The sequence below is a fragment of the Spirosoma horti genome, assembly GCF_054776595.1.
Genome location: NZ_BAAHBQ010000005.1, coordinates 765,602 through 790,634, shown reverse-complemented (window position 1 = coordinate 790,634; position 25,033 = coordinate 765,602). Strand labels below are relative to the sequence as shown.

The following is a 25,033-nucleotide window of genomic DNA, read 5'->3' as shown; positions in this document are numbered from 1 at the left end:
GCAAAAAACTAAGCAGTTATCGATGCTCAAACGACGGAAAAGTCATATTTTTCAGCGAGTACAAAGCGGTTAAAACCGTCTCATCTCTTTTCACCCGCATCTGTCCACTTTCGGTTGACGACGTACAGCATTGGTTGACAAACCATGATTTTCCGACCGGTTCTAGACTTTTGCAACAGCCACAACACTTATTCAACTACACTAAGAAAAGTGCAAAAGTATTCCTTTGTCTAATTCTCCGTGAACGCTCTTACTTGAGACGAAGGAGTGTTAGCGTGAACGCCAACGTTTTACGATCTGTCCAGTGGTCCCGCACCGCTAAGCGCGATTCCCCGCAACGGCCGGTACGCCGTCGGACTGCCGAAGCGGAGGGGGACCGCGTCGGGACAAGCAACTGAACCGGACACGGCGGCTCAATCAGTCCCATACCAGTGAGGGCAACCGGGCAGTTAGGGTCGTTTTCCCTGCACCAGGTGATGCTGTAGACGTCGGAACAAGTCGTCCTTGTACCCACCCGCTGTGGGGATACGGGGCGCGTTGGCCAGATAGATCTCATTGCCATCAATGCTCAGTACCGAGTCCAGCGCGATGATGTACGACCGGTGCACCCGAATGAAGTGGCTGACCGGTAAGCGGGTTTCCAAGTCCCCTATCCCAACGTAGGTTACGATTCGTTCACCTTGCCTAGTCACAATGGTTACATAGTTTTTTAGCCCTTCCACATAAACGATATCGCTTAGATTAACCTTTTGAAACTTGCCCTTATGCTCCGTTTTAACCACAATGAACTCATTCGTTCCAACCGGCTCAGGTTCGCTACTGACCCGTTGACTTACTAAATTGCGAACTCTCTCAATCGCTTTCAGAAAACGCTCATATGCAATCGGCTTCATTAGATAATCCACAACGCCCCGGTCATACCCTTCCAGAGCATACTGGCTGTAGGCCGTCGTGAAAATAACAGGGGTGTTCCGGGCGTACAAATCCATGAACTGCGGTCCGGTGAGTTTGGGCATCTCAATGTCCAAAAACAGCAGGTCGACGGATTGTTCACCTAGAAAGGCAGCGGAACTCAACACATCGGTTGATGAACCCGCTAACCGCAGATTGGGTGTATCGCCGATATACTTAGTCAGGATCGTGATGGCCGCTCGTTCGTCGTCCAGGATGTAACAGGTCAACATAGCTGTCAGTCAAAGGGTTGAGCAACCGACTGCACGCGACCAATTGCCAACTCAACCGTGAAGTGAGTAGCCGTATCGGTGATCGTCAGGCGGTGCGTATTGGGATAGTGGTGGTTTAATTGCTGTTGAATGTTGGCCAGCCCAATACCACTGCCTGGTACGGTTCTGCCCCTTAGATCCTTCTTACAGTTTTGGCTGCGGAAGGCAATCCGGTTTCCCTCTATGCTAAACAAGATGGAAGCACAATCGTCGGCTACGCTCAAATCGCCATATTTAAATAGGTTTTCAATCAAGGCGATAAACAGCAATGGCGGCACACTCACCGAGGAGGCCAGCGCTTCATTCTCTACGGCGTACTGTAGATGCATGCCGTCCTCAAATCGATATTGCTGAATCTTAAGATAGTGATGGATATAGGTCAGTTCCTGAGCCAGCGGAACCAACGGTTGCTGGCCCAACTCAGTGACCGAACGCATCATCTGGGTCAGGGAGAGAATTGAATCGGCCAGTTTAGGCGAGCAGGCGAGCGACTCGGCATACAAAAAATTGAAGGTATTGAAGAGAAAATGAGGATTCAATTGATTGCGTAAAAAGCTTACTTCAGCCTCAAATTTGGCCCGTTCGGCGACAAATAAGTCGGCTTGTAGCTGCCGCTTTTGCCGTTCCAGATGGATGGTGTGGGTGGCAAACCAGTAGCCGTAACTAAACAGCAGGTATTGCAGACCGATCCAGAGCGTGTCAACAAAAAAATGGTTGGTCAGAATAGCATACGGTTCATACGACTCGAAGTCATCGAAAACCCCGACGGCGGCCAGGCCGTACCGGTACAAAACAAGCCGGCAGGCGGCAAAACCAACCAGCAACGCTGTCGTTGCCAAAGCTAGCCGCCCCCAATCCCGATGGGGTTGGTAACGCGCAATAATAAAGTGGGCGTTTATATAAAACAGCGCGACAGCGAAGGGAAATGTTGTTAGCGACCGAATCAGCGATACTCGGATGGGCGTGTCTAACCCCCAGCGGGTACCCAGGTAAAACAATCCGTTTTCCAGACAAACATAGAGCAACCAGGCGAGAATATGCCAGCGCCAGTAGATCCATTCACGTACCCTATCAGAAGTAGACCGCAATATTGTCATTAGTTAAAAGTACACCCAATCGTCGTCAAATCGGCGGATTCGTATAGCGAAAAAGGGCCTTGGTACACTTTTTTTTCACCAGTCTGGTGCCTCTTACACCTTTGTTGTATCGATTCGGTACACGTCTAACGAAATAGTAAATGAACTCTTGTCTGCTTATGAAAACGACAACATGGTTGCTGGCCACGGCTCTTCTTTTTATCACCGGTTGCTGGATCGTGACCGAGTCCAAACAAATTGACCATCGCCCGCCCGCCACAATTACGGTGTTGAACGGTAAAGCCGTTGCGCTTGACTTAACCAATTTCGCCCAGTTTCGCCGACAGGTCATGCCGCTGGTGGAGAAAATGGCCCGTAAGCAAGTAGTATCCCTGGGAGAGGGTACTCATGGTACGAGTGAGTTCTATACCGTACGGTACTGGATTACCAAAATACTGGTGGAAGAAAAAGGCTTCAACATGATTGCTTTCGAAAACGATTACGCCGACTCGTATCTGCTCGATGAGGCCCTTCAGCAGGGTCGTACCGACTACGAAGCGTTCATGAAGCAACACTTACTAGCCATCTGGCGCAATCAGGAAGTAAAGGAGTTATTGATCTGGATGCAGACCTACAACAAGAACGCCCAACGGCCCGTACGCTTCAGCGGGTTAGATATGATGTTCATGAAACCCGATGCCCAGGCACTAGGCGAATTGACCCGTCCGCTCAACAGTAACCAATTAGACCAACTAGCCCATTCGCTCATGCAACTGGCTACTTTCCGGGACTCGCTCTGGTACAGTTCAAACCGAAAAGACTTTACCGTGTCGGATACGGTATCCAACGATAATCTGGTTCGGGCTTACCAGACCGTGGACCAGATGCAACAACTACTCAACCGACTTTCGCTGCCGGATGATAGGCGTCGTACGATTAATCATCTGATCGAAAATGTAAAACTGCAAAGCGAGGGGGCTTACAACTGGGTGAACTTTAAGAAAGGGAGCGGAGGCCGGGATAGTGCCATGGCCGTTATGGCGGCACGACTGACCCAGCGACCGGGTGAAAAGCTGATTATATGGGCTCATAATGGCCACGTAGCTCGTCAGGGCGTTTACGGAGGAGCGGTGGGCGGCATGGGTGGAGTGATCGAACGTATGCGTCGAGGGAACTACTTTGTGTTGGGCACGGGTACCGCCAGGGGTACGTTTGCGGCTACCGATGATTCGTTCATTACCCACGCCAGCCCTATGAAATCGGTTGCCTTAGAAACGCCCGCCGACAGTTTATGGGAAGGCCACTTGCTCAAAGCCAAGGCCCCCGCGTTTTACTTTGATTCAGACGAATGGAGCCAGGTTAACACCACCCTGACGAACCGGGTCATTGGTTACTTTCCAGACAGCGGCAAGAATACGCATGATAAAAGCGTCCCACTCAATAAGCTCTACGATGCCTATTTATTTATTCAAGATACGAAGGCTGCTCAGTTCATTAAGTAACTAACTCGGCAGCGATGTGATGCCGGTTTTCACAAACTTCATCACATCGCTGCCGAGCTCTGTTCATCGGGTATAAATCGTCTACCAGAGCGCCCCCGTTTGCATCCGTGTAGGAAAGGGTAACTGTTCGGTAGATAACCTGATTCCGCAAACTGACAAAGGCCTGACCATCCTGGACGAAGTAACATTAACCGCCCTGACCCATGTCAATCACTAATCAGCGAAGTCGCCCCAATCATGGCTTAGTGGCGGGGTAGCGACACCGTAATCGTTGTTCCGATTCCCAGCTGCGAGTTAACCATGAGGGTTCCTCTATGAAGTTGGATGATCCGACTGGTCAACGACAGACCGATACCGCTGCCCTTAATGGCTCGGGCATTGGTGGCTCGGTAAAAAGGCTGAAAAATTTGATTCAGCTCATCAGCGGCAATCCCTATCCCCTGGTCAGAAACGACTACCTCAACCGATGTATCAAATACGATCACGCTAAGCTGAACATGATGACTAGCCGAAAACTTACAGCCATTATCGATCAGATTGATAAAGGCTGTTTTCAATAACGACAATTCGCCATACACCATCACGTCGGGTAAACCCTCATCAGCCCAGTCCGCCGGTGCGGTGGATTCGCCCAAGGTGATGCGGTACGTGGGTTGTTTACGGAGTACCAGCCCCACCGCTTCGTACAGGACCTCATCGAGGGCTATTTCGTCTCTGCTCGTGTCGGCCTGTCGATTTTCCAGTTGTGCGAGTTCAAGCAACCCGTTTGAGAGCGCATTGAGCCGACCGATATCCTCTTGCAATGAACTCAATAGCTGTTCGTATTCAGATGCCGAGCGGGGCTTCATCAGGGCTACATCGATTTGGTTAGTCAGCACAGACAACGGAGTCCGTAATTCATGCGACGCATTGGCAATAAAACTACGCTGCAATTCGAAGGCAGAGATTCGGTCGAGCATTTGATTGAAGGTGCGTGTCAATTGTGCCAGTTCGTCGGTATGGCTCGGCGTGGTTAGCCGGGCGTCCAGGTTGGAAGGCGTAATCTGGTTGATCTGCCGGATGATATCGACCAGGGGACGGACCGATCGGCTGGCAAATAGTCGGCTCAACCCAATCACAAGCAGCCCTGTTATGCCAAACATGAAGCCCATCACAACAACGGCCTCCTTCATGGTGCGGAAACCGTAGTCATCAATGGCGTAACTGATCACTTTGAGCCGCTGCCCCGGTTGCCCCACCAGCAGGCCCAGGCCAACTCGTCGGCCGTTGACCAGACGTACCTCCCTGCCCGGGCCAATCTGGTTCAGTAAACGATCGTCAATGGGAATGGGCGAGTTCGTTCCGGTACGGTTGTCCAGCTCGCCACTATCGTACAGCAACCGGTTCTGCATGTCGAATATGGCGACCCGACGATCCGAGTAAGCGGTATGCGTTTTTTTGTCGATTTGCCGAAGCAGCGGTTCCCGAATGGCCCGTTTCTCCACCAGAAGCTGCACCATCGTGATACCCCTGTGGCGGAGTTTGATCAGAAAGTCGTCACGTTTCGACCGGTCGACATAAAAATAAAAAGTACCCAATAGCAGCAACAGCACTGGCAGCACCACAGCAATAAACGTGAGCGAAAGTCGAGTCCGAATTTCCATCGACGCATCAAGCCTTCTGGCTTACATGGAGCATGTACCCGATACCTTTTCGGGTATGGATTAACTTGACCGGAAAATCCCGGTCAATTTTTTTACGCAGCGAGTTTATGTAAACGTCAATTAAGTTAGTACCGGAGTCAACGGGTATATCCCAAACGTGTTCGGCGATTTGCTGGCGGCTGATAATGACACCCGGATGGCGTAAAAAATAGAACAGCAGGGCCAGTTCACGCGGGGCCAGGTTAATGGGCTGACCGGCCCGGCTTACCCGCCTTTCGTCGACATTCACAACCAGATCGGCGATAGTAAGCAGATTGGCGGCCCCTACTCCACCTACTGGCGCAGCCCGCTTTTGCCACACACGAATACGGGCCAGCAACTCACCAAACGCAAACGGTTTGACGACATAGTCACTGGCACCGACGTCGAATCCCGCCAGCTTATCGTCTAACGACCCCAGAGCCGTCAGCATAATGACAGGAATTTGGGCGTAATGGCTGCGCATTTCCCGGCACAGGGTAAGTCCGTCGACATCCGGCAGGCCAATGTCGAGCAGCATCAATGTTACATCGCCCAATGCCAGTATCCGTCGGGCAGCGGCTCCGTCCAGTGCCACCGTTGTCTCGAAGCCACATTCTTCCAGACCCCGCTTGAGTGAAAGAGCCAGCTTAATCTCATCCTCAACAATTAAAATACGCATATTTTTCTATGCCCTCTCTAGGCGGGTAGCCATCATCTACCCGCCATCTAAACGGCTTTAGGATTATTTAATCCATCCTAGCAGATGCCTTCATCTACCAAATAAGCCCGACACGTATCATTGCGGTGGTGCTTACCAAAGCGGGATTTACCCTGATTTTACCGTTTACTCAACCTCCATTATGAGACCAGATTCACCCAGCTCGCATGGTCCTGTTACCGCATCTGTCAGACCCCCGTTGGTAACGGGTGGTAAAACCTATACGGATGTCACGGAAGATATTTGCCGTCAGGTTGAGGCCTGGCCAACCCGGGAATGGAAGATTGGATTTGGCATCTCCCTCACAGTACTCCTTTATGGCACAGCTTGTGTATTCTGGACCTGGTGGCAGGGACTGGGAGTCTGGGGACTGAACAAAACCATTGGCTGGGCGTGGGACATCACCAACTTTGTCTGGTGGGTGGGTATCGGTCATGCTGGTACATTGATTTCAGCCGTTTTGCTGCTGTTTCGTCAAAAATGGCGGACATCCGTAAACCGGGCTGCCGAAGCGATGACCATCTTCGCCGTTATCTGTGCCGCCATGTTTATCATGCTGCACATGGGGCGTCCCTGGCTGGCCTACTGGGCATTGCCTCTTCCCAATACGTTTGGGTCACTCTGGGTCAATTTTAAATCGCCATTGGTCTGGGATGTATTCGCTATCAGTACCTACTTCACGGTTTCGCTGGTATTCTGGTACATGGGGCTGGTGCCCGATCTGGCTACCATCCGCGACCGGGCTTCCAACCGTATTTCCCGTTACATCTACGGTACGCTGGCGCTGGGCTGGAATGGCTCGGCCAAAACCTGGGCCCGGTACGAATATGTGAGCCTGATTCTGGCCGGGGTTGCTACGCCCCTGGTACTGTCGGTGCACTCCATTGTCAGCATGGACTTTGCCACTTCGCTTATCCCCGGCTGGCACACCACGATCTTTCCACCCTATTTCGTGGCCGGGGCCATTTTTTCGGGTTTCGCGATGGTGCAGAACCTGATGCTGGTTACGCGGGTGGTCTTCCGGCTCGAAGATTACATTACCGTAGAGCACATTGATTCGATGAACCAGGTCATCGTACTCACCGGCTCTATCGTGGGGGTGGCTTATATCACGGAGTTGTTTATCGCCTGGTATTCGGTCAATGAATTTGAACGGTTCGCTTTTCTCAATCGAGCCACGGGCCCCTACTGGTGGGCTTATGCCACCATGATGACCTGCAATGTCATAACGCCCCAGTTGTTCTGGTCCCGTACTATCCGGCGGAGTGTCGTCTGGTCGTTTGTGTTGGCCGTGGTGGTCAATATTGGTATGTGGTTCGAGCGGTTCGTTATCATTGTCACCTCACTCCATCGCGACTACCTGCCTTCCAGTTGGGCCATGTTTCACCCTACCCTGTTCGACATTAGCGACTTCCTGTTTACAATGGGGTTATTTTTTACCTTGTTTCTGCTGTTCGCCAAATTGCTGCCCGTCGTCAACATGGCCGAAGTAAAAGCGATTTTAAAATCTTCCTCGGGGAAAGTACCCCAACTTGCGCACGAGCGTTCGCCACAGGAGAAGGCATCTGGCATGCCGACTACGGCGAAGGCCACACCGCCAGAAAACGCCTGAAGGAACGATGCTGGGTGAGTTGACGATCCGATCGGGTTATTACACATGTAAACTTCATTTTTATGGCTGATATCACTAACCGAGCCGACCTTGAACGGCTGATCAGCACCTTTTACAGCCGGGTGTACTTCGACGAAGAAATCGGGCTTATCGTTACGCTGGTGGCACGCGTGCCACCAGCCACCCATTTTCAACAAATTGTCGACGTATGGACGCGGCTGCTTCTGAGTAAAGCTCATTCTGAAACCATCTAACTAAAGTGAACCACAGCTTCCTATTGGGGCGTTTCTTGTGTCAGCCGAAACCCGGAACTGGAAGCACAAAGCTGCCTTGTCGGCACGTGCGACCTGTCGACCGAGGATCACAAACGAGCTACACAGCTTGGTCAGCGAGCCGTGCCCCCTGTCGCCCACGAGCCCACCACTACGTTGTTTCGACTGTTTGCTGTTCACCCAACGACCATGAGTGTTGATGGTGAGCAAACAACTCCACTGCATATACGCACTTGCACCTTTACACCCTCGTTTGGTTGGGCTGCCAATCTCACCTCGGGACGTGCTTTCTGTCACACGAAACCCAACCAATAAGCCTAAGCCCACTGGTGTAGTTGATTGCCACATCGAACGGGTAAACTCACTATCTTTGTTACGGACCAAACTGTACACTTATGACTTACCTCCAACTATATCAGAAATATCAGACTTTACCGCCTGTCTATCAAGCGGAAGTAGCAGATTTTGTTGATTTTCTGGCTACTAGGAAAGCAACTTATAAACCTCTTGAACGAAAAACACCCGTGTTTGGTAGCGCCAAAGGTCAGTTTCAAATGAGTTCTGATTTTGATGCGCCACTGGACGATTTTGCTGACTACCAATAATGAATTTACTACTCGACACCCACACGCTTATTTGGTTTCTCAACGGCAATGAAACAGACATTTCAGCAAAGGCCAAACGACTCATCGTCGATTCGGCTAACATATCCTATGTAAGCATCGCTTCGCTCTGGGAGATGGCCATTAAAATCCGGCTAGGTAGCCTGTCCTTCGAGCCTGGCTATAATAACTTACTGACTTTGCTTGACCAAAATGGTTTCGAGTTGTTACCCGTTACGTTTCAACACACGCGCCAATTGCTCACATTACCCATGCATCATCGTGACCCATTCGACCGGCTTTTAATTGCCCAAAGTATGACAGAAAACCTGTTATTCATTACGGCTGATGCTCATATTCATCAGTATGACGTTGATTGGGTTTGGTAATTAGGCCCCTTTGCCCAGCTAACTAATTACCAAGTTTCTCGTGTCAACTGGAACCCGGCACAAGAGCCAAAGTCTACTTGCCGAGACGTGTGCCCTGTCGCAGGTAACCTGCCTTTGACGCCCAGCATGGACCCGCACCCAACACCCACAGGTGTTGATGGTGAGGGCATAACTTGACTCAATATACGTACTACCGACCTTTACACACCTGTTATGTTGGGCTGCCACTTTCCCACGGGACGTGCGTCTTGTCAGCGGTAGCCTGCCTGCGCGGAGCGGATCACAACGCACGGAACCGATTTCTATGCCAACGGGCAAAGCTGATCAACGCACTTTAACCGCTTTGTCCAACGACCCTTGCGGGGCGGTTGGCTTGTCCACCCCAACCCGACCCACGAGCCAAGACTGGCCTGTCGGGGCGGCTCCACTGTCGCCGGTGACCCGGCCAACGAGCCAAACAGCCAGCCTGTCGGTGTGTTCAACCTGTCGGACGGTACCCGCCCATGACTCCCATCATGCACCCGCACCCAACGCCAACGGGTGTTGATGGTTGACACGAAACTTGACTGAACATACGTACCTGAACCTTTACACACCCTTTTGGTTGGGCTGAAAACTTACCTCCGGGACGTGCTCCCTGTCACAGGAAAGCGGCCCTATACCTCAATAATTCGCTTTATACATTGCTCGTTTTACTTTCTCTGACCGCTATTAAAGCAGCACCTCCACTCAAGAATCGTTGCTCGGCTAAAACAAGAGTGCCGGGTGGAAATTCCCATATTTCATCTTTTGGGTCATATAGCTCATGCCCTCTCAACTCGTACAGACCATCCTCAATTAACAAGGCAGGAACGGGTCGAAACACCCTAGTTCCTTCGCCTAGAAGTTGAATGTAAATAATACGTTCCATTTACCAGTTAACTAAGCTTGATATACAACCAATTGTGTTTGTCGCACGCTAAGTTGCCAACACGCTTTTGTTAGCCTACCAACTCTGGCGACTCTTGTGTCGACCAAAACCGGACTATTGACCCAACCAGCCTGTCTATCGAGCCGTGACCCATGTCACACGAAAGACCGCAAACACGCTTTTCTGCTTTTAGCTCCGCACCCAACACCCACAGGTGTTGATGGTGAGTAAGTTACTCAAAAAAACGCACGTACTTTCAACCTTTACACACCTGTTTTAGTTGGGCTGAGAGCTATCCTTCGGGACGTGCTTCCTGTCGCCAAGAACTACCCATATATTTCAAATAAAATAATTCTACAGTTGAGAATTACCAGTTTCTGTACTACTTGGACTTAAATCATAAAAATCACTTGAAACAGTAGAAACAAAATCAGGATAACATGACTTGCAATTTCGGAAACCTAATTGTTCTAATATTTTACCTTCAAACCGAAGCTCTTTGTTCATCTTAGCCTGTAACCAAGTACGTAACATTTGTAATGCATCCCTAATATATTTCACATACCAACCATTTAAGACAGCCTTTATCTCATGTCTTTCATAAAGACTGTTATTATATTTAATATCATCAACTGTGTATTTATCAGAACCCAAGAATAATCTATTTTTAAATTTTTCGTATATATCTTTTTTCATTTTTGAGGAGTTAATATCTGCCCAAAAATCAGTATTAATCTTACTTATTTCTTCATTTAGTTCATCTAAATCGATGTTGTCATACTTTTTACTGTCTTCTTTTTTGTTTCTTCTTTCTACACCAAGAAAATCTGACTCTGTAAGTTCATATTTGGAAAAAGCTAGGCAACATTGCGCTATAAAAGCTAACCGGTTGTTGTGAAAGAGTTGTTGATGTTGAAGACACCATTTTCTAAAAGCTTTTAGAAGATTGTCGCTTTTTACACTCTTTATTTTTTCTGGAATAAAAATATTTTCAAAATCTGACTGCAAAAAAGGGCAAGTAGATGATTTATGAAATGAAGGTGGTCTTTCGTAAACAAATGAAAATGTATCTTTTAGTTTAACAAAGTATTTGTCAACAAATAATTGTGGGTCTTTCAAGAAGATACCGTAAGCTGCTAAAGAATTTTTTTCTCTTTCTGTCAGGAAAAATAGTTCTACTGGGCTGTAAGGATTTTCTCGGAAATCAATTTCAACATCTTTAATTTCTTGAACAAATCGATGAGAATTGAATTTAGATATAAAAACATGCCCCATAGTTTTATGTAATTTAAAATGCTAATCCGATTTTCAGGCCCAAGCGCGAAGCCCAACCACGTATTAAATCCACTTTTGTCAGGCCGCCACAACTAGAGCGTTTCTCGTGTTGAACGCGACCCGGCGAACTTGTCCAAGCCCGAATTGCGGGGCGGTGGTTGGCCTGTCAACGGGAGCCGCCTAATGAGCCTAAACTTGCCTGTCGGGGCGGCTCCACTGTCACAGGTAACCCGCCTTGCACTCCCATTTTTGCTGTTCACCCAACACCTACGGGTGTTGATGGTGAGCAAGGTAGTAACCTAAATACAAAGAAGCAACACCTTTACACACCCGTCATGTTGGGCTGCCCGCTTGCCTTTGAGACGTGCTCCCTGTCGCCGGTGAGTTACCCAAATTTGACTAGACAAACTCACCATCAAATAAAGCCTTGAGCAAATACCCTAGCCACAAAAAGCCAACCAACAACGAAATGATGGCAATGGCCTTTTTACCTTTTATAGAATAGTCAAGAAAGTAAGTGAAGACACTATAAACTAACAACAGCGGGCCAGAGCATAAAAGTGAAAAAAGACCCATATCCTTATCAATGTCAGTATTAAAGCCAATAATGTCTTTGCCAATTCCCCAGAAGATAGGGAACGAGATTGCGAACAGCACAACTATTAAACTGTAAGATATACGAGTTATTTTCTGCTCAATCATCGACATTATTTTATTATGTTAGAGTGTTTCCGGTGTCGCAAGAGACCTGGAAATGGAAGCATTGGATTCCTTACTAAGGTATTTGCCCTATCAACCGGAACCTGACTAACGAGCCAAAAGCCTGACCGCTGCGGCCTACAACCTGTCGCAGTTAACCCGCCTTGAACTCCCATTTTGGACCCGCACCCAACGACCATGAGTGTTGATGGTGGGCGAGTCACTTGGCTGAACAAACGTACCTGCACCTTTACACACTCATTTGGTTGGGATGCAAACTCGCCTGCGGGACGTGCTCCCTGTCGCCAGACAAACTAAAAATTTACCTCTTCCATATTTCAAAAATCTGATTTTCGGTGCAGGTTGCTGATTTAATTACATTCTCAAAATTAAACCCCTGATATTTTGAAACTATGTCATAAACAGCATCCCATCCTTTTGAACCTTGAGGTACGGAACAACCTTTACCATTCCCAGAAAGGATCATCCAAACATCAGGACGGAATGGCCCCTCATCTGTGTTGACAAACCTAATTTCTTCAATTTCCTCCCATTTTATTTCCTCGTCAGCTCGTTTAGGGTGTATTACCTTTATCACAGTGTCTGTAAGCTCAACCTTATACAGATCTTCTGGCTGTCGCGGTATGTCAACAGTAACTTTCTTGTTAAATAGATGCTTAAAGAATTCCATTACCTAGAAATGATTTTAAATCAAGCTGACTAATCCAAGCGTTCACCTTATCAGCCAAAACCGGCCAATGAGCCAAACCGCTTGCCTGTCGAGCCGTGAACCCTGTCGCCGGTAATCCGCCTTTGAACTCCCATCCTGGCCGGGTCACCCAACGCCCATGAGTGTTGATGGTGAGTGAGTTACATACCTGAATGCGAGCCACTTGAACCTTTACACACTCATCATGTTGGGCTGAAGACTTTCCTTCGAGACGTGCTGCCTGTCACCGGTAACCTGACCACGCGGAGCGTTTTTATTTTCTTAGTCTATTATACCATCTGTACTCGTCCCACAGTTTGAGTTTTCTCCACCTCTTTTGCCAGTAATCTAAGTCGTCTGCACTTTCAAACGAGCCGCCAAGATCAGTTAAAACTTTGACCAACGATTCAATTGCGTAAACCTGCCCTGTCTCCGACTCAATTACAATGTACCTATCGTCAACCTTGAAATTAATCTCGTAGAACCAAGTGTCAAATCTCAAAAATTTGATGTGGTTCAGTGAGCCGAGTCTATCGCGAATTTGCGCTTGTTTCTCGTAGTTTTTAGGTTCGTTTTGCTTTAGCACATCTTGCTCTTTATGAAGGTCGATAACTTTCGCAAAGTCTCTTTGTAACGCTTGGCTAACATCTAAAAGACTACCAATCTGAGCTAGATTAAGACTGGCGTTCACCCAAAGACCATATCCTGTCTGTTTGTGAAACTGTTCACTAATTTTAGCTACGGGCGGTATCCCTTCTTGAAAATGAATTTTGGTGAGACAAAGCCCCATAGCAAACAATAAAATGGTCTAATCAATGAAAGCATTCCCCTGTCGCTCATACGCTGCCCCACGAACCTAAACTTGCCAAATTGGAACCTTCAACTTGTCGGCCGAAAGCTGGAATTTGAAGCCCAAACCTGACCAACCGAGACGTGCGGCTTGTCGCCCGGAACCCAGAATTTGAAGCACTTGATGAGCGAACACCCAACGACCATGAGGGTTGATGGATGAGGGCGAAACTACACTGAACACGAGCAACTTTCAACCTTTACACCCTCATTTGGTTGGGCTGACCCGCTTGCCCTCGGGACGTGCCTCCTGTCACCGGAGACTCATACTATTGACCCTATTTATTTTTTCTGTCCCTTCTTTTTTATTTGGCTGCCAAACCAAATCCCAACCAATAATGCTGGAATTAGCCCAAACATAGTTACCCAATACATTGGTTTAAATATGTAATCAAAGAACGGGTTGTCATTTGTTCCAATATTGTCTATTCCCTCTTGAATAAAGCCTGTCCAGCTAGCAAAAAACGTTGTTGTTATTATGACAGCTAATCCCGTTAGGAATCCTGTCAGTACATAATTCCATTTTTTACGAGTATGAGATTTCCAGCAAGTTGACCATAAAAATATCCACATGCGAATATTATAATTACCCCGATTAGTATATTTAGCCAATAATCAATTCTTGTAAACCACAAGAATGCCCTGATAAAGCCTTCATCGGCAGCAATCATCAAGGTCATAATTAACTGGGTAATTAAAACTCCGAGTCCGACTGAAATCAGTCCTTGTCGACTTCCAATTCTTTTGGCTTCAGTTAGAGTCATTTGTCATCAATATGATTCGGCTAATGTTTTTTACATGTCAGCCAGGGAGCCTGAGAGTTTAGGGGGTGTTTGCGCTGTCACAAGGAAGCTTCCTAACGAGCCGAACTCTGCCTGTTCGGGACGTTTCTTGTGTCAACCGAAACCCCGAACTGTAAACTTCAAAGTATCCTGTCGAGCCGTGCTACCTGTCGCTCGGAACTCGCCTTGAACTCTCATTTTTGAGCCGCACCCAACATAGTATTGTACGCAAAACCGCAGAACTAAAACGACCTGGTAATCAATGAGTAATAGTTCCGCGCCCTGAGAAATTCTCTGAATAAACGACCGTGCCATTAAGCAATGCAAACAAGTAAATAGCTTACTTATTTCCAAACTATTTACCGTATTATTGTTCCATGAAGGCGATTCCTGTTAACCCTGCTCAGATAATTCGCAAATGGGATATCGATGGCTATGCCACTTATTTTTTCGGCGCCGATAAACAACTATATCGGATCGATTCACGAGGACGGTATACCATCAATCCCCGTCAAATGAAACGATATACGCCTGGCTATTATCTTAAAAGCCGATTTTACAGTCTCTCCCAACTCCGCTCACTGCTTCGGCAACATAGTCCTACAGATCATCCAGCGGACTTTTGAGAGCACTGATCTTGTCGGAAGATACGTGCGTGTAGCGCATGGTGGTCAGGATGCTGGAATGGCCCAGTAACTCCTGAATGTATCGAATGTCGGTGCCCGCTTCGAGCAGGTGCGTGGCGAAACTGTGCCGGAGGGTGTGAATGCCGCCACGCTTGCGGATGCCCGCAGACCGGACAGTTTCACTGTAGACCAGTTGAATAGTCCGATTTATAAGCGGCTCCCTGGTCTCGGCATTTTCAAACAAATACGTTTTAGGTTGGTACACCTGCAAATAATCGTAGATGTACTGCCAAAGCTTCTCCGACAACATCACCACGCGATCTTTCCCACCTTTCCCGGCTTTGACGGTAATCAGGCTACGATTTCGGTCAAGGTCGCCAAGCCGCAATCGGGCTACTTCGCTGAGCCGAAGCCCCGTGGCATACACTACCTGAAACAGGGTCGATATTTTAAGCTGGTCGTTGCGCTGAAGATGGCTTTTACTTCCGGTAAGCTATATACGGATAGTAGGGTATCGGGGGTTCGAGGCAGATCAATGGTATAGAATGCCTTATCGTGATGCAAAACCTTTTCCTGATAGAACTTGAACGCGTTAATGTGAACGTTGAGCGTAGCGCTACTGAGTCTTTTCCGCTCGACCAGAAAAAGCAGGTATTTTTGATAATCAGCCCTGGTGAGCTCGTCGAGCAATCGGGGATGACTATAACGAAGGAGAGCAATGAGAGCCTGTTTGTAATTTTTGAACGTTTTCTGACTGTAGTTCTGCGTCCGGATCACCGCGTACACAGCGAGTATGACCGGGTGTTGGTCATACTCGCTGGCGGGCGGATTATAGCGAAATACTTTCTTTATCAGACCCTTACCAGCAGGCGGCCAGGCAGGGTTGGTGGCCTGCTCGGCCTCAGTAGCCGTAATCGAGGGTTTATAGAGCCGCACCACGGCTTCGTCGAACCGGCAGTAGGCTTTCTCAAACAGCTGGCCGAGTTGTACCACAGCCTGGCGGGTATTGGGCACCAGCCAGCAACGACGGGAATAACTCCAGCGCCTGCCCGGAACCTGTCGAACAAGATCGTTACCGACGGGATCTCCGGCAAAGGAAACGGTCAACAGACTGGGGTCTTTCTCATCGATGCGAATGGTGATCATCAGGACTTTATTTATTATTTACTGCTTCGTATAAAGCTGAATTTGCTTGGTTCGGCTACTGATTCCCACAGCCAGATAAGTAGGCTTAGCCTGTAGCACATGCCGACCCGATAAGACTAGCCCTTTGAACCGCCGAACCCAGGCTTCCACGTCTTCAGGCTTGTAATATTTTACATTCCCAAACGAACTGGTCGCTTTTAACCCAAACGATTCACGGAGCCGCTCGAAGGCAATGGGGGTAATATTATACTTCAGGCAAATCAACTGCTTGCTTAGACTCCCCGATGTCGATTTGGTTTTCTGTGGTTTGTTCAACGTAGGGTTGAGCCGGGCAATAGCGCCCTGCTGCAGTCGATCCAGATCACATTCTTCACATTGAAAGAACCGGAATCGGACAAAGTTTAGCCCCGCCACCTTGTGTTCCCGTAGCCGGGCCTGCAGGTTTAGCGTCTGCCCTATGTAGACAACTTCATTCCTGGCATTAATCAAATAATAGATGCACGGCTGGGGCAGCAACAGCGTTGAGCTATCCACAACTGACCCTGAATCGAGGTGATTTTCTAGTGTTTTTTCGGCGTTTTTCATGTATTAAATATACTACAAACAATACTTATATACAACAAAAAATACATATATTTTTTACCTTTGTTTTATGGCTGGAAGACGAGAAAAAAAGACCAATATTCAGGGAAAATGGCTCAAGGAAGCGTTGGCCGCCCAGGACATGTCGGTCTATCGACTGGCAAAAGAAATGGGGTATAGCCGGGAAAAATTCTACCGGCACATCGGCAATAAAACCTATCTCAGCAGCGAGTCGCTTGCCGAAATAGCCACTAAATTTCCGACCATGAACATACGCTATGTGCTCACCGGCGAAGGCACACCGATAATGCCTGCGTAACGGTACCCAAGTAAAGGTAGGTAGCTCTTTTTAAGTGTTGTGGCTGCTGTGCTGTCGGTTATAAGTAACTGACAGCACAGCAGCCACGTAGAAGTTTCCGACTTACAGTTCAAACGTTATCCCCTGGGCAAGCGGCATCGTGGTTCCGTAATTAATCGTGTTGGTTTGTCGGCGCATGTAGGCTTTCCAGGCGTCGGAACCCGATTCGCGACCGCCACCCGTTTCTTTTTCGCCCCCGAAAGCCCCGCCAATTTCGGCACCCGATGTACCGATGTTCACATTGGCGATTCCACAATCCGATCCGGTCACGGCCAGAAAACGCTCAGCTTCGCGCATGTTCAGGGTAAAAATGGCGGAGGATAACCCTTGTGGCACACTGTTTTGCTGACTGATGGCGTCCTCAAGCGTTGTGTATTTCAGCATATACAGAATTGGAGCGAAGGTTTCGCGCTGCACGACCGGCCACTGGTTCTCAGCCTCGGCAACACATGGACGCACGTAACAGCCTGATTCAAAACCCAACCCTTCGATCAGACCCGGCTCAACGACAAACTTCCCGTCCGATTCCAGAATTTCTTTGACCGCCACCTGATACATATGTACGGCAGCCTGGTCGATGACCGGACCCACATGAAACGACTCATCTAACGGGCTACCTATACGCAACTGAGCATACGCATTTTTCAGTCGGCTTTTTACGTCGTCGTAGATACGCTCCTGAACAATGATCCGGCGGGTGCTGGTACATCGTTGTCCGGCCGTGCCAACGGCACCGAACACAATGGCCGGAATGGCCAGATCAAGATCGGCATGCTCCGACACGATGATGGCGTTGTTGCCGCCCAGCTCAAGCAAGCTTTTGCCCAACCGCCCGGCAACGGCTTCGGCAACGGCCTTCCCCATGCGGGTGCTGCCCGTTGCCGACACCAACGCGATCCGAGGATCACGGGCCAGCCACTCGCCAGCGTCGCGTCCGCCGGTGATCAGACAGGATACGCCTTCGGGAACATCATTGTTTCGAAGAACATCGCCAATAATCTGCTGGCAGGCCAGGGCGGTGAGTGGCGTTTTTTCCGATGGCTTCCAGATGCAGACGTCGCCACAAATCCAGGCCAGCATGGCATTCCAGGACCAGACGGCCACGGGGAAATTAAACGCGGAGATAATGCCGACAACGCCCAATGGATGCCACTGTTCGAGCATCCGGTGCGCCGGGCGTTCAGAATGCATTGATAGGCCATACAACTGGCGCGACTGTCCAACGGCAAAATCGCAAATGTCAATGATTTCCTGTACCTCGCCCAGTCCCTCCTGCAGAGACTTACCCATTTCATAGCTTACTAGGGTGCCGAGTTCCCGTTTATACCGTCGAAACTGCTCCCCCATTTGCCGGACAATCTCCCCCCGCCGGGGTGCCGGAACCAGTCGCCATTGGGCAAAGGCGGCCTGGGCGGTTTCAACCACCTGGTCATAATCAGCCCGGGTCGATGTTGTCACGCGGGCGATTAGCTGGCCATCAGCCGGCGAATAGGAGTCAATTGTTTTTCGGGGTTGATCCGTTGCGGCATCAGTCGTGTGCCAGAAGTTTTGTCCGGTACTGGTACCGGGCTTAATGGGTTGAGTGGGTGCTGGGAGAATGGACTGCATAGATCAGGCTTGTGGTTTGTTGAGACGATGGCAAATCTACCCGCCTTTACGCAAACAATAGACACAAGTCTACAAACTTTTTGCCTGTAACTCGGTTGAATCAAGACGAATCCCGTATTCATTTTGACCAGACAACGTTATGAAAATCAATCACCCTTTAAGCTTATTAGCGGTAGGAACAGCGCTACTGGCAACGCCCAGCTGGGGCCAGACAACACCCACCGGAGCGGCCACGTCAACTACATATCCGCAGGGAGCCATCACAACCGATTCGCTATCGGCAAAACCGTCCCGTGAACAGAAGCGATCCATGAAACGCAACCGGAAGATGACCAATCAGGCGTCCAACAATGCGGGTACCACCACAAATACATCGTCACAAGACGCCAATTATCGGAAAAGTTCAGCCAGCGTAGGCACCGCCGTAAACAGCAGTAACACGACAAACTACAACAGCAACAACGTTACAAACGCCCCAACCGGCGCCGGGAGCAACCCAAACACCATGACGGCACCGACTCCTGCAGATCAGATGAGCAATGGGCAAACGAACAGTGCGGCCCGAGGCTCCTCGACTAGTGCAAGCAGTGCCGATTCGAACGCTGGCACTGCGGAAGCCGTATCGGGTATGAAGAACAGTAAGGAGCCAGCCGTAAAATCGGGTAGCACCGTCCGCAATACGAGCATCGGCGATTTTGTTTCCTCGTCACCAAACTATGTAACCCTGCAAAACGCGTTGCAATCGGCCGATATGTGGGAAACGCTGAAAGGCAGTGGCCCTTACACACTTTTTGCCCCAACGAATGCAGCGTTCAAGAAACTTTCGTCAACGGCACAGGGTGCCTTGTTAGAAGGCAGCAATCGGGCGGCTTTGAAACAGTTATTAGCCTATCACGTAGTGAGCGGCACCTTGAGCACCGATGAGCTCAGCAAGCAGATTAAAGCGGGCAACGGCAAGGCCCAGTTAAAAACACTGGCGGGTGCCTCATTAACGGTTCAGGAATCGAATGGCCACATGACCCTTACCGACGAGCAAGGCCATACCGCTACCATCGACGGTATGGACAATCGTCAGTCGAATGGCGTCGTTTATGGCATTACAAATGTGCTGATGCCCAAATCGGGCGTAGATGCTTTTCGTTAAGCCATACACGAGACGTGCCGGGCGATAAAGTAAATTCGAGGGCGTAATGCATTTTATTGATGCATTACGCCCTACCGTTTTCTATATTGAATGCGAGTAGCCACCAGCGAAGCCATCGTTCACATTTGTACGCATTTTACTTTATGAGGCTTGAAACAGTTCATTTTTTGAAATTCTCTATATATTTGGCTCTTTAACACCCACCTCGTGAAACGCCAGTCTTCTTTAGTTTCAGAAAGTGTCCTGATTGACAAGCTTACCCAGCGCGATCAGCAGGCATTTCAATGGCTCTACGATCAATATTCGCCTGCTCTGTATGGTGTTGTGCTACGCATTGTGCGCGATGACGATCAGGCAGCCGATCTCCTACAGGACATCTTCGTTAAAATCTGGAAAAATCTGGATGCGTACGACGCCAGCAAGGGCCGTTTGTTTACCTGGATGCTAAATGTTGCCAGGAATACGGCTATTGATTCGCTGCGCTCCCGCAAAACACAGCCGTTTGCCGCAATCCGAACCGACGAAGAGAACGTACATATTGTTGACCGGCAACACAATACGGAGCAGCCCAATCCTGATCACATTGGTATTAAGGAAGTTGTAAACCAGTTAAGGCCCGATCGGAAACAGTTGATCGATCTGGTTTATTTTGGGGGATATACCCACGAAGAGGCTGCCGAAGAACTGAATCTGCCCCTGGGAACAGTAAAAACCCGGGTCAGGGCTGCGTTGCAGGAACTAAAGCAATTATTTAAATCATGAACGTCACGGAATACATAGCATCTGGTATCTTAGAGTCTTACGTCATGGGTGCGGTGAGCGACCAGGAGCGACGCGAGGTCGAGTGCCTATCGTCTATTTATCCTGACATACGCCACGAACTTGATCAGCTCTCGGAAGTTCTCGAGAGTTATGCCCTTACGCACAGTGTCGAACCACCCGAATCGGTTAAGGCGAAACTGCTGGCTCAACTCGATTTCGAGAAGCCTGTGCGCGAGACAATTGTTCGGCCGATGCCGATAGATACGACGACGACTAACTCATCGCCCACGTTCCGGGTTACCTGGATCGTTGCCGCATCGATGGGTTTATTACTACTCCTGTTCTCCTTCTTTCTCCTGTCGCAGCTACGGACAAACCAGAAAACACTCGCCGAAGTCCGGTCTGACAATAGCAAAATGCAAGCCGAAGTTCGCCAGTTACGCGATCAGAAAATACAGACAGACCAGACACTGGCCGTCCTGCGCCAGCCCGGCACCCGAACGCTGGAACTGAAAGGGAATGATAAAGCTCCGCAAGGATCCATGCTCGTCTTCTGGAACAACCAGACCCACCAGGTAGCCGTGCAGGTTCAGTCGTTACCGCCATTGCCCGCTGACAAACAGTACCAGCTATGGTATATGGTAGGCGGTAAACCTGTTGATGCCGGTGTGTTCGATGTGCTCCCCTCTGCCGACTTGATTCAGCGTTTGAATCGCTCTGTCGACCGGGCCGAAGCCTTTGCCGTAACGGTTGAAAAACGCGGAGGTAGTCCAACACCTACCCTCTCGACGCTTCTTGCCCTCGCCCCGGTGAAGGCCTGAACGGAATACCTATCTTTCCTGTTTTACCCACGCAGGGCAGTGTATCGGTCATAACGGCTGCGTACCTATCTTTTTTAGAACAGGATCATGATCCCTGAACCGGTGATGCATCGTGGAAAAGGAAATCGGATTAGTTCAATTTAACAGAAGGGTTCCGCACAGCAAGTCCTGCTCAATAACTACCAAAACAACAAAAACAACATGAAGCTTCTCTTGTCACTCGTTCTGTCGGCCTGCCTGTTCTCGGCACTGGCGTTTACAACAGATGATACCCCACCCCGCCGTGTCGTGAAAACGGAAGCCGAGTGGAAGAAACTACTGACACCGAATCAATTTTCGGTGTTGCGTGAGCATGGCACCGAACGGGCCTTTACCAGTCCGCTCAACGACATTCACGACCATGGCACATTCTACTGTGCCGGTTGTCACAACCCGCTGTTTTCATCAGACACCAAGTTTGACTCCGGAACGGGCTGGCCAAGCTTTTACATGCCAATAAACAAAACGGCGGTTAAAGAAACGACCGACAAAACGTACGGCATGGTACGAACAGAAGTTATGTGTTCGGTATGTGGAGGGCATTTAGGTCATGTGTTTAACGATGGTCCGAAACCTACGGGTCTGCGTTATTGCATGAATGGTGTTGCCATGACTTTCGAAAAGAAATAACTCTGCTGGTCCAGGAAACGGGTCGATCTTTCTTTTTCCATTATTATTTTTCTGGTTTCTCCTAAAAATAACCGGGTCAAAATCAGCCGGGTCGTATAAGCGGCCCGGCTTTCATATATCACATCGGTCGAAAATACGTTATATTTGAAGCCCGGCCTGGATGGACACTTCCCGTCAAGACAGTGTAAAATAGCACGGTCTGAATAGACCCGAACCATTTTTTCGTGGGTCAAACATTTAGTAAAACCGGGGCATGGGTATCTTAACACCAAGCCAACATTGAATTAATTAGGTTATTCTTCGACTATTAACGCATGAGTCAATACAGGGAGCGATTCCGCGCTGTTCGGCACGCTTTTGGCGAATTTAGACGACGTCAAAAATTAGCAGGCAATGTCAGGCGTAGAGTTGGCCATCACCTAGTGCGCGTCGCGGGTGAAGAGCGCGTCAATGCATGGGTCAGTACCTACCGTGGCTACCACAATCAGTTTCGTTCGTTTGTTCACCGGTACATCGATCCCGATTCCTGGTATTACCCTGTTCTCAAAAACGGCACGAAAGGCATTCTCTGGGCTTCGCTGGCCCTGGGTATTTATGTGTTCGTCCTCAATTATAACTTCCTGTATTTAACGGGAGCGATGCCGAGCGTTGAAGAGCTGAAGAACCCAAAGCTCAATCAATCCTCCGAAATTTATTCGCAGGATGGGGTGATGATCGGGAAATTCTATGCCGAAAACCGAACGCCCATCAAGTACGAGAACATTCCAAAGCAACTGATCAACGCCTTGATTGCCACCGAAGATGTTCGGTTTTACGACCATAGTGGCGTCGATCCCCGTGCCATTGGCCGGGCGGTAGTTAGCTTTGGTCGCGATGGCGGTGGCTCGACCATCACCCAGCAGCTGGCGAAGAACCTTTTCAAGACCCGCCGGAAAACCAGTACGGGCTTGTTGACGCGCATTCCGTTTATCCGAAAAGTTATCTACAAATCGAAAGAGTGGCTGATGGCCCTCAAGCTGGAACGGAACTTTTCGAAAGACGAGATTATCACCTATTATTTCAATACGGTCGATTTTGGCAGCAACGCCTTCGGCCTGAAAACAGCAGCCCGTACCTTTTTCAACAAAGCACCCGATAGCCTGAACGTACAGGAAGGGGCGGTGTTGGTGGGTCTGCAAAAAGCCACCACAAATTACAATCCCCTTAAAAACCCACAACGTTCCCGCGAACGTCGGAATATCGTGTTGGGCCAAATGGCAAAATATAAATTCCTGACCAAAGCCCAGGCCGACTCCATCAGTGCTTTACCACTTGTCACCGAATTTACGCCGGAAAATCCATACTCTGGCCCCGCCAGTTACCTGAAAAATGTGGTTCAGGATTACGTAAAAAAGTGGGGCGAAGAAAATGGCTATGATCTCTACACCGACGGACTACGCATCATAACCACCATCGACTCGCGGATGCAGACCTATGCCGAAGTAGCGACCAGCGAAAAAATGAAGCAACTTCAACGTTCGTTCGATAACCACTGGCGGGACCGAAAACCCTGGACGAACGAAGATGGGGATGAAATTCCGGGCTTTATCGATTCCGTTGCCCGTCGGACCGAGCGGTATAAATCCCTCAGCCGACGGTTCATGCCCTTGTATCCGGATTCGATCATGTACTACATGAAGAATGTGAAGTACAAGATGCGGGTATTCAGCTGGAACAATAAACGGGGATACGACTCAGTTGAAATGACCCCATATGATTCTATTGCTTACTACAAACGGTTTCTACAATCGGGTATGGTGGCGATGGACCCCCGCACGGGCTACATCCGGGCCTGGGTTGGTGGTTTGGATTACGATTATTTCAAGTACGACCACGTCAAGCAGGGTAAACGACAACCCGGCTCCACCTTTAAGCCATTCGTTTATACCACCGCCATTGATGACACGCTCATTAACTTAAGCCCCTGCGACCGGATTCAGGACAAACCATTTCGAAAAGAATACCGCGAAAATGGCGAGGATAAAGTATGGGAGCCAAAAAATTCGACCGGCTATTACTCCTACTCGAATATGACCCTGCGCCGGGCCATGGCACGCTCTGTCAATTCCATTACGGCCCAGTTGACCGACCGGGTCACCCCCGAACGCGTCGCCCAGTATGCACACCGCATGGGAATCAAAAGTCGACTGGAAGCCGTGCCCTCTATCGGCCTTGGCTCGTCCGATGTATCTCTGTATGAACTGGTTGCCGCCTACTGCACCTTCGTCAACGATGGCGAATCGACAGAACCGATCATCGTTCAGCGAATCGAAGACCGGGATGGTAATGTCATTGAGACCTTTACCAGCCAGCACAAGCGGGCCATCAGTTCCGAAACGGCTTTTCTCATGCGCTACATGCTCCAGGGAGGCTTGCAGGAGTCGGGGGGCACATCGCAGAATCTGTGGTCGTTCGACCTGTTCAAAAACCACAATGAAATGGGCGGCAAAACCGGAACGACCTCCAACAACTCCGACGGCTGGTTTGTCGGTGTATCCAATAACCTGATCGTTGGGGCGTGGGTCGGTGGTGATGACCGAAGCATTCACTTTCGCTCCACGGATTTGGGCGAAGGAGCTAAAACAGCCCTGCCGCTCGTTGGCAGTTTTCTGGAAAAGGTCTATCATGATCCTAAGTTCAAAAGCCTGCAGGGCCCCTTCCCAAAAGCCGAGGGTATTACGAAAGAATACCTGAATTGTGGTTACTCCGACGACGAAGAGACAACCACAGAGTCTGACTCCACTGATACATCCGGGGAAGTGGGTGACTCAACGTTTGTACCCGTTGCACCGGCGCCAGACCCCACTACCCCACCCGATACGACACGGAACCAGTAGGAAACTCATTAATAATCGGATTTGAAAGTCAACAGGTCTAAATGAGGTCAAGGATATTCCTGACCTCATTTAGACCTGTTGACTTTCAGGCTATTCTATCGTCTTACGACAACAAAGCTGCCCTTTTAGAGGGACCTGTTAAAAACGTTAATTAATACA

General features: G+C 49.3%; 26 protein-coding genes. 13 read left to right on the top strand and 13 right to left on the bottom strand.

Annotation, left to right across the window (positions count from 1 at the left end):
• Nucleotides 1-449: 449 nt before the first annotated feature.
• Nucleotides 450-1,184, bottom strand: coding sequence for a LytR/AlgR family response regulator transcription factor (locus ACYVAM_RS18405; protein ID WP_461069613.1), 735 nt, complete (start codon nucleotides 1,182-1,184; stop codon nucleotides 450-452).
• Between the two features lie 5 nt (nucleotides 1,185-1,189).
• Nucleotides 1,190-2,320: a sensor histidine kinase gene (locus ACYVAM_RS18400; protein ID WP_461069611.1), complete on the bottom strand. Its 1,131-nt coding sequence runs from the start codon at nucleotides 2,318-2,320 to the stop codon at nucleotides 1,190-1,192.
• 158 nt (nucleotides 2,321-2,478) lie between these two features.
• On the opposite strand from ACYVAM_RS18400, the gene ACYVAM_RS18395 reads away from it, so the two are divergent.
• Nucleotides 2,479-3,801: an erythromycin esterase family protein gene (locus tag ACYVAM_RS18395; RefSeq protein ID WP_461069609.1), complete on the top strand. Its 1,323-nt coding sequence runs from the start codon at nucleotides 2,479-2,481 to the stop codon at nucleotides 3,799-3,801.
• A gap of 242 nt (nucleotides 3,802-4,043) precedes the next feature.
• Here the strand turns inward: ACYVAM_RS18395 and ACYVAM_RS18390 are convergent, their stop codons facing one another.
• Entirely contained in the window at nucleotides 4,044-5,444 is a 1,401-nt protein-coding gene (locus tag ACYVAM_RS18390; RefSeq protein ID WP_461069607.1) for a sensor histidine kinase, read from the bottom strand.
• A gap of 7 nt (nucleotides 5,445-5,451) precedes the next feature.
• Nucleotides 5,452-6,144, bottom strand: a complete 693-nt coding sequence (locus tag ACYVAM_RS18385) for a response regulator transcription factor (protein WP_461069605.1) — start codon at nucleotides 6,142-6,144, stop codon at nucleotides 5,452-5,454.
• 181 nt (nucleotides 6,145-6,325) lie between these two features.
• Here ACYVAM_RS18385 and nrfD point away from each other — a divergent pair, with 181 nt between their 5' ends.
• From nrfD to ACYVAM_RS18360, 5 genes are all read left to right on the top strand, one after another.
• A complete protein-coding gene (gene nrfD, locus ACYVAM_RS18380; RefSeq protein ID WP_461069603.1) occupies nucleotides 6,326-7,795 on the top strand; it encodes an NrfD/PsrC family molybdoenzyme membrane anchor subunit in 1,470 nt (489 codons plus the stop codon).
• 62 nt (nucleotides 7,796-7,857) lie between these two features.
• Complete coding sequence (locus ACYVAM_RS18375; RefSeq protein ID WP_461069601.1) at nucleotides 7,858-8,049, top strand: globin family protein; 192 nt, start codon at nucleotides 7,858-7,860, stop codon at nucleotides 8,047-8,049.
• A gap of 413 nt (nucleotides 8,050-8,462) precedes the next feature.
• The gene (gene vapB / locus ACYVAM_RS18370) at nucleotides 8,463-8,672 is read left to right on the top strand and encodes a type II toxin-antitoxin system VapB family antitoxin (RefSeq protein WP_461069599.1); all 210 of its coding nucleotides are present in this window, start codon (nucleotides 8,463-8,465) and stop codon (nucleotides 8,670-8,672) included.
• Nucleotides 8,672-9,058, top strand: a complete 387-nt coding sequence (locus ACYVAM_RS18365) for a type II toxin-antitoxin system VapC family toxin (RefSeq protein ID WP_461069597.1) — start codon at nucleotides 8,672-8,674, stop codon at nucleotides 9,056-9,058. The genes vapB and ACYVAM_RS18365 overlap by 1 nt, the downstream gene beginning before the upstream one ends.
• 241 nt (nucleotides 9,059-9,299) lie before the next feature.
• Entirely contained in the window at nucleotides 9,300-9,605 is a 306-nt protein-coding gene (locus tag ACYVAM_RS18360; protein WP_461069595.1) for a hypothetical protein, read from the top strand.
• A gap of 717 nt (nucleotides 9,606-10,322) precedes the next feature.
• Here the strand turns inward: ACYVAM_RS18360 and ACYVAM_RS18355 are convergent.
• The 5 genes from ACYVAM_RS18355 to ACYVAM_RS18335 form a co-directional block, all read right to left on the bottom strand.
• Entirely contained in the window at nucleotides 10,323-11,243 is a 921-nt protein-coding gene (locus tag ACYVAM_RS18355; RefSeq protein WP_461069593.1) for a hypothetical protein, read from the bottom strand.
• A 399-nt stretch (nucleotides 11,244-11,642) separates the two neighbouring features.
• Nucleotides 11,643-11,945 (bottom strand): hypothetical protein, encoded by a 303-nt coding sequence (locus ACYVAM_RS18350; RefSeq protein ID WP_461069591.1) that lies wholly within the window; start codon nucleotides 11,943-11,945, stop codon nucleotides 11,643-11,645.
• Between the two features lie 319 nt (nucleotides 11,946-12,264).
• Entirely contained in the window at nucleotides 12,265-12,633 is a 369-nt protein-coding gene (locus ACYVAM_RS18345) for a hypothetical protein (protein WP_461069589.1), read from the bottom strand.
• A 292-nt stretch (nucleotides 12,634-12,925) separates the two neighbouring features.
• Nucleotides 12,926-13,441 carry a hypothetical protein gene (locus ACYVAM_RS18340; protein WP_461069587.1) on the bottom strand — a complete coding sequence of 172 codons (516 nt, stop codon included), beginning with the start codon at nucleotides 13,439-13,441 and terminating at the stop codon, nucleotides 12,926-12,928.
• Between the two features lie 341 nt (nucleotides 13,442-13,782).
• Nucleotides 13,783-14,073 carry a hypothetical protein gene (locus tag ACYVAM_RS18335; protein WP_461069585.1) on the bottom strand — a complete coding sequence of 97 codons (291 nt, stop codon included), beginning with the start codon at nucleotides 14,071-14,073 and terminating at the stop codon, nucleotides 13,783-13,785.
• Nucleotides 14,074-14,659: 586 nt separating this feature from the next.
• Between ACYVAM_RS18335 and ACYVAM_RS18330 the strand changes: the two genes are divergently transcribed.
• A complete protein-coding gene (locus ACYVAM_RS18330) occupies nucleotides 14,660-14,908 on the top strand; it encodes a hypothetical protein (RefSeq protein WP_461069583.1) in 249 nt (82 codons plus the stop codon).
• Here ACYVAM_RS18330 and ACYVAM_RS18325 read toward each other — a convergent pair.
• From ACYVAM_RS18325 to ACYVAM_RS18315, 3 genes are read right to left on the bottom strand one after another with little or no spacing between them, the layout of a single operon-like run.
• A complete protein-coding gene (locus ACYVAM_RS18325; RefSeq protein ID WP_461069581.1) occupies nucleotides 14,883-15,335 on the bottom strand; it encodes a tyrosine-type recombinase/integrase in 453 nt (150 codons plus the stop codon). The two genes, ACYVAM_RS18330 and ACYVAM_RS18325, sit on opposite strands and share 26 nt — an antisense overlap.
• The gene (locus tag ACYVAM_RS18320; RefSeq protein ID WP_461069579.1) at nucleotides 15,335-16,054 is read right to left on the bottom strand and encodes a phage integrase N-terminal SAM-like domain-containing protein; all 720 of its coding nucleotides are present in this window, start codon (nucleotides 16,052-16,054) and stop codon (nucleotides 15,335-15,337) included. Before ACYVAM_RS18320 ends, ACYVAM_RS18325 begins: the two co-directional genes overlap by 1 nt.
• 18 nt (nucleotides 16,055-16,072) lie before the next feature.
• Nucleotides 16,073-16,639: a GIY-YIG nuclease family protein gene (locus tag ACYVAM_RS18315; RefSeq protein ID WP_461069577.1), complete on the bottom strand. Its 567-nt coding sequence runs from the start codon at nucleotides 16,637-16,639 to the stop codon at nucleotides 16,073-16,075.
• Nucleotides 16,640-16,706: 67 nt separating this feature from the next.
• Here ACYVAM_RS18315 and ACYVAM_RS18310 point away from each other — a divergent pair, with 67 nt between their 5' ends.
• Nucleotides 16,707-16,955: a helix-turn-helix domain-containing protein gene (locus ACYVAM_RS18310; protein ID WP_461069575.1), complete on the top strand. Its 249-nt coding sequence runs from the start codon at nucleotides 16,707-16,709 to the stop codon at nucleotides 16,953-16,955.
• Nucleotides 16,956-17,057: 102 nt separating this feature from the next.
• On the opposite strand, the gene amaB is transcribed toward ACYVAM_RS18310, so the two are convergent.
• The gene (amaB, locus tag ACYVAM_RS18305; protein WP_461069573.1) at nucleotides 17,058-18,602 is read right to left on the bottom strand and encodes an L-piperidine-6-carboxylate dehydrogenase; all 1,545 of its coding nucleotides are present in this window, start codon (nucleotides 18,600-18,602) and stop codon (nucleotides 17,058-17,060) included.
• A 139-nt stretch (nucleotides 18,603-18,741) separates the two neighbouring features.
• Between amaB and ACYVAM_RS18300 the strand changes: the two genes are divergently transcribed.
• From ACYVAM_RS18300 to ACYVAM_RS18280, 5 genes are all read left to right on the top strand, one after another.
• Nucleotides 18,742-19,746, top strand: a complete 1,005-nt coding sequence (locus tag ACYVAM_RS18300) for a fasciclin domain-containing protein (RefSeq protein ID WP_461069571.1) — start codon at nucleotides 18,742-18,744, stop codon at nucleotides 19,744-19,746.
• A 207-nt stretch (nucleotides 19,747-19,953) separates the two neighbouring features.
• Nucleotides 19,954-20,508, top strand: coding sequence for an RNA polymerase sigma factor (locus ACYVAM_RS18295; protein ID WP_461069569.1), 555 nt, complete (start codon nucleotides 19,954-19,956; stop codon nucleotides 20,506-20,508).
• A complete protein-coding gene (locus ACYVAM_RS18290) occupies nucleotides 20,505-21,329 on the top strand; it encodes an anti-sigma factor (protein ID WP_461069567.1) in 825 nt (274 codons plus the stop codon). The genes ACYVAM_RS18295 and ACYVAM_RS18290 overlap by 4 nt, the downstream gene beginning before the upstream one ends.
• A 201-nt stretch (nucleotides 21,330-21,530) precedes the next feature.
• Nucleotides 21,531-21,998, top strand: coding sequence for a peptide-methionine (R)-S-oxide reductase MsrB (msrB, locus tag ACYVAM_RS18285; RefSeq protein ID WP_461069565.1), 468 nt, complete (start codon nucleotides 21,531-21,533; stop codon nucleotides 21,996-21,998).
• A 314-nt stretch (nucleotides 21,999-22,312) separates the two neighbouring features.
• On the top strand, nucleotides 22,313-24,874 hold the full coding sequence (locus tag ACYVAM_RS18280) for a penicillin-binding protein 1A (RefSeq protein WP_461069563.1): 2,562 nt from the start codon (nucleotides 22,313-22,315) through the stop codon (nucleotides 24,872-24,874).
• Nucleotides 24,875-25,033: the final 159 nt, after the last annotated feature.